This window comes from Pseudoalteromonas sp. SR45-4, from assembly GCF_014163535.1.
In the GTDB taxonomy this organism is placed as follows: domain Bacteria; phylum Pseudomonadota; class Gammaproteobacteria; order Enterobacterales; family Alteromonadaceae; genus Pseudoalteromonas; species Pseudoalteromonas nigrifaciens.
The window spans coordinates 1-251 of sequence record NZ_JACJDO010000140.1; the positions used below are offsets into that span (position 1 = coordinate 1).

General features: G+C 52.2%; 1 protein-coding gene. It reads right to left on the reverse strand.

The genetic code is table 11. The features are described from left to right. A partial coding sequence (locus H5058_RS18335; protein WP_182679405.1) for a hypothetical protein occupies positions 1-251 on the reverse strand: 251 nt, incomplete at both ends.

The window sequence follows — 251 nt, forward strand, 5'->3', positions numbered from 1 at the left end:
ACAGGAGTGCCAGACGTAGCGGTATTAGTACCAGCTTGTTGCTGTGCCGTAGTGGTATTAGCACCAGCTTGTTGCTGTGCCGGTGATGCATTACTCACATCATTAGCAGTACGTGCAACATCAGCATTTTGCTGGCCTTGCACTGTTTGATCACCTTCGGTTCCCTGCTTTTCACCTGCGCCACTGTCGTCACCTTGAGTTGCTACAGGAGCAGCCGTATTACCACCTGATACTGGAGTGCCAGCCGTAGC